Origin of the sequence: Rhodopseudomonas sp. AAP120, assembly GCF_001295845.1 — a bacterium.
Taxonomy (GTDB): domain Bacteria; phylum Pseudomonadota; class Alphaproteobacteria; order Rhizobiales; family Xanthobacteraceae; genus Rhodopseudomonas.
Genome location: NZ_LJIC01000085.1, coordinates 1 through 4,230, shown reverse-complemented (window position 1 = coordinate 4,230; position 4,230 = coordinate 1). Strand labels below are relative to the sequence as shown.

4 protein-coding genes are annotated in these 4,230 nt (G+C 64.4%); all 4 read left to right on the top strand.

What is annotated here, in order from left to right:
• A partial coding sequence (locus IP86_RS14445; RefSeq protein WP_245290626.1) for an ATP-dependent helicase occupies positions 1-1,684 on the top strand: 1,684 nt, incomplete at its 5' end.
• A gap of 8 nt (positions 1,685-1,692) precedes the next feature.
• Positions 1,693-1,977: a type II toxin-antitoxin system HicB family antitoxin gene (locus tag IP86_RS14440; protein WP_054163233.1), complete on the top strand. Its 285-nt coding sequence runs from the start codon at positions 1,693-1,695 to the stop codon at positions 1,975-1,977.
• Positions 1,978-2,276: 299 nt separating this feature from the next.
• Positions 2,277-3,197: an ABC transporter ATP-binding protein gene (locus tag IP86_RS14435; RefSeq protein WP_054163232.1), complete on the top strand. Its 921-nt coding sequence runs from the start codon at positions 2,277-2,279 to the stop codon at positions 3,195-3,197.
• A 2-nt stretch (positions 3,198-3,199) separates the two neighbouring features.
• Positions 3,200-3,961: an ABC transporter permease gene (locus IP86_RS14430; RefSeq protein ID WP_054163231.1), complete on the top strand. Its 762-nt coding sequence runs from the start codon at positions 3,200-3,202 to the stop codon at positions 3,959-3,961.
• Positions 3,962-4,230 lie beyond the last annotated feature (269 nt).

Genomic DNA, 4,230 nt, shown 5'->3' with positions numbered 1-4,230 from the left:
GCCTCGACAAATCGCGGACTCTCAAGCTGGGGAGACGCCCCCTCACCCCAGCCCTCTCCCCGCACGCGGGGAGAGGGAGCAAGCAGCATCCGCTCCCCCCAAGAACATCTGCTGCGTCGGCGACGACGATCAGTCGATCTATGGCTGGCGCGGTGCCGAGGTCGACAACATCCTGCGCTTCGACCACGACTTCCCCGGCGCCAAGGTGATCCGCCTCGAGCGCAATTATCGCTCGACCGGCCATATCCTCGCCGCGGCGTCGCATCTGATCGCGCACAATGAAGGCCGGCTCGGCAAGACGCTGCGCACCGAGGACGTCGACGGCGAAATGGTCACCGTCACCGGCGCCTGGGATAGCGAAGAGGAAGCCCGCGCCATCGGCGAAGAGATCGAGCAGCTGCAGCGCCAGGGGCACGCACTCAACGAGATTGCCATCCTGGTGCGCGCCTCGTTTCAGATGCGCGAATTCGAAGATCGCTTCGTCACGCTCGGCCTGCCCTACCGCGTCATCGGCGGCCCACGGTTCTATGAGCGCGCCGAAATCCGCGATGCGCTGGCTTACTTACGGGTGATCAACTCGCCTGCCGACGACCTCGCCTTCGAGCGCATCGTCAACGTGCCGAAGCGCGGGCTCGGCGACGCGACCGTGCAGATGCTGCACGACCATGCTCGCAAGCGTCGCATCCCGTTGTTCGAGGCGGCTCGGATGGTGATAGAGACCGACGAACTGAAACCGAAGGCGCGCAGTTCGCTGCGCGGCGTAATCGAAAGCTTCGAACGCTGGCAGGTGCAACGCGACGCGCTGCCCCACACCGAACTCGCCGAGATCGTGCTCGATGAGAGCGGCTACACCGAGATGTGGCAGAAGGACCGCTCCGCCGACGCTGCCGGTCGACTGGAGAACCTGAAAGAACTCGTGCGCTCAATGGAGGAGTTCGAAAATCTTCAGGGATTCTTGGAGCACATTTCGCTGGTGATGGATCGCGAGGGCGCCGCCGATGAGGACGCCGTCAGTGTGATGACGCTGCATTCCGCCAAGGGGCTGGAGTTCGAGACCGTGTTCCTGCCCGGCTGGGAAGAAGGCTTGTTTCCGCACCAGCGCGCGCTCGACGAACAGGGGCGCGCCGGCCTCGAAGAAGAACGCCGCCTCGCCCATGTCGGCATTACGCGAGCGCGCAAGCGGGCGAAACTGTATTTCGCCACCAACCGCCGCATCCACGGCACCTGGAATACGACGATTCCGTCGCGCTTCCTCGACGAACTGCCGTCGGCGAACGTCGAGATCACAGAGTCCAAGGGCGGCTCCGGCTGGGGCGGCATGAGCGGCTACGGGCCGTCGCGGTTCGACAACGTCGAGTCGTTCGGCTCGAGCTACTCGACGCCGGGATGGCAGCGCGCCCAGGCGCAACGCAGCCGCGGCGGCAATGGCGGACGCAGCGGCGGCTTCGGCGAAGGCGGCGCGTCCTACTCGCCCGGCAGCCCCCGCCGCGCGCCGTTCACCATCGAGGGCGAACTGGTCGCCAAATCCACCGGCACCGAATCCGACTTCACCTTGAACGACCGCGTCTTCCATCAGAAGTTCGGCTACGGCCACGTCACCAAGATCGACGGCAACAAACTCACCATCGCCTTCGACAAAGCCGGCGAGAAGAAGGTGGTCGATAGCTTCGTGCAGCGGGTGTGACCTCAGCCATGGCTCACTACGTCGCGCTAATCCGTCAGGACACCGACGGCAGCTACAGCGTTTCGTTTCCCGACATTCCGGGAGTCGTCACCGCCGGCGAGACGATCGAAGAAGCCGAGGAGGAAGCCGCCGAGCTTCTCGCCTCCGCGGCCGAGGACCCCGATGGCGCGATCATCCTCCCCCCGCCGCGGACGATCGACGAATTGAAGCAGGATCCGGCGTTCGTCGCAGCGAGCAAGGACGCGATCGTGGCGCTGATCGCGTATTCCGCGGCGGACCGCGCCACCGAGTGATCTCCGACTATCCACGTCATTGCGAGTCAACGCGTCGGCGCGAAGCGCCGCCCAATGACAGGCTCCGCAAGCAATCCACGGCTCCGTGCGTGGCATTGAATCGTTCGTCGGCTCCGCCTCCTCGCAATGCCGGGAAGAGTTCGGAGCCGGGCAATTGGCGCAACAAACAGCGGAAACATTCCCGCGCGGAGCTCTCCCCTGTCGGTTGCGCCCCGCCTCTCTCGTCCTTATGTAACCCGCCCGCGTGACCGGCTGCGCTCGCAGCCGCAAATTGCTGCGCCCACCGACGACGAGCCCGCATGGCCCCGATCATTTCCGTCCAGAACCTCAGCAAGACCTACGGCACCGGCCGCAAGGCGCTGAACGGCATCAATCTCGACATCATGGGCGGCGAGATCTTCGCGCTGCTCGGGCCGAACGGCGCCGGAAAGACCACGCTGATCGGTACGATCTGCGGGCTGGTCAATCCGAGCACCGGCAGCGTCACCGTGGGCGGCCATGACATTGTCAGCGACTACCGCGCCGCGCGATCGATGATCGGGTTGGTGCCGCAGGAGCTGCACACCGATGCGTTCGAATCCGTGTGGGACACGGTCAGCTTCAGCCGCGGCCTGTTCGGCAAGCCGAAGAGCCCGGCGCATATCGAAAAGGTGCTGCGGGACTTGTCGCTGTGGGACCGCAAGGATTCGAAGATCATCACGCTGTCCGGCGGCATGAAGCGCCGGGTGATGATCGCCAAGGCCCTGAGCCACGAGCCGCAGGTGCTGTTCCTCGACGAGCCGACCGCCGGCGTCGATGTCGAGCTGCGCAAGGGGATGTGGGAAGTGGTGCAGGCGCTGAAGGCGACCGGTGTCACCATCATCCTGACCACGCATTACATCGAGGAAGCCGAAGAGATGGCCGACCGCGTCGGCGTCATCAACAACGGCCAATTGATCCTGGTCGAGCAGAAGGCCGCGCTGATGCAGAAGCTCGGCAAGAAGCAGCTCAAGCTGTATCTCGACGCGCCGCTCGACGCCGTCCCGGCGGCCCTTGCCGACTACGGGCTTACGCTGTCGGACGACCGCAGCAAGCTGATCTACACCTACGATACCCGCGCCGAGCATACCGGCATCACCGCGTTGCTCGGCGACATCCGCGCCGCCGGGATTCGCTTCCACGATCTCGACACCAGCCAGTCGTCGCTGGAAGAGATCTTCGTCAGCCTGGTGCACGCATGAGCATGAACCTCCGAGCCGTCAGGGCAATCTACCTGTTCGAAATGGCGCGGACGTGGCGCACGCTGATGCAGAGCATCGTCTCGCCAGTGCTGTCGACGTCTCTATACTTCATCGTGTTCGGCGCGGCGATCGGCTCGCGTATCGACCAGGTCGAGGGCGTCAGCTACGGCACCTTCATCGTGCCCGGACTGATCATGCTGAGCGTGCTGACGCAGAGCGTCGCCAACGCCTCGTTCGGCATCTATTTCCCGAAATTCACCGGCACGATCTACGAAATCCTGTCGGCCCCGGCGTCGTTCCTCGAGATCGCACTGGGCTATGTCGGTGCCGCCGCGACCAAGTCGATCATCCTCGGCCTGATCATCCTGGCGACGGCGGCGCTGTTCGTGCCGCTGCACATCGCCCATCCGGTCTGGATGCTCGGCTTCCTGGTGCTGACCGCCGTGGCGTTCAGCCTGTTCGGCTTCATCATCGGCATCTGGGCCGATGGTTTCGAGAAGCTGCAGGTGGTGCCGCTGCTGATCATTACGCCGCTGACGTTTCTCGGCGGCAGCTTCTATTCGATCTCGATGCTGCCGCCGCTGTGGCAGACGATCGCGCTGTTCAATCCGGTGGTTTATCTCGTGTCGGGCTTCCGCTGGAGCTTCTACGAGATCGCCGACGTCGATATCGGCATCAGCGTCGCCGCAACCTTCGGCTTTCTGCTGCTGTGCATGGCCGCGGTGTGGTGGATCTTCAAGACGGGCTATCGGCTGAAAGCCTGAGGTCGGCGCAGCCCCCAACGCGCGGCCGCCGTCAAGGCGCCCCCTGACGCGGCCCTCCACGTCAATGACCACGAACCGTCGCGACTGGATCGCTCACGGCGAAGCGCTTCCCGCGGCTTCACGCACCGTCCGCGTCGTCGCCGCGCAGCGCGAAGCGCGCCGGCAACGAGATCGGAGCTATCTCACGGCTCAGCTCAGTAAAGCCAGTCCCACAACGCAAAACGCCGCTTCCTGTTGGAAGCGGCGTTTTGTTTGGGTGTGTTTTGATC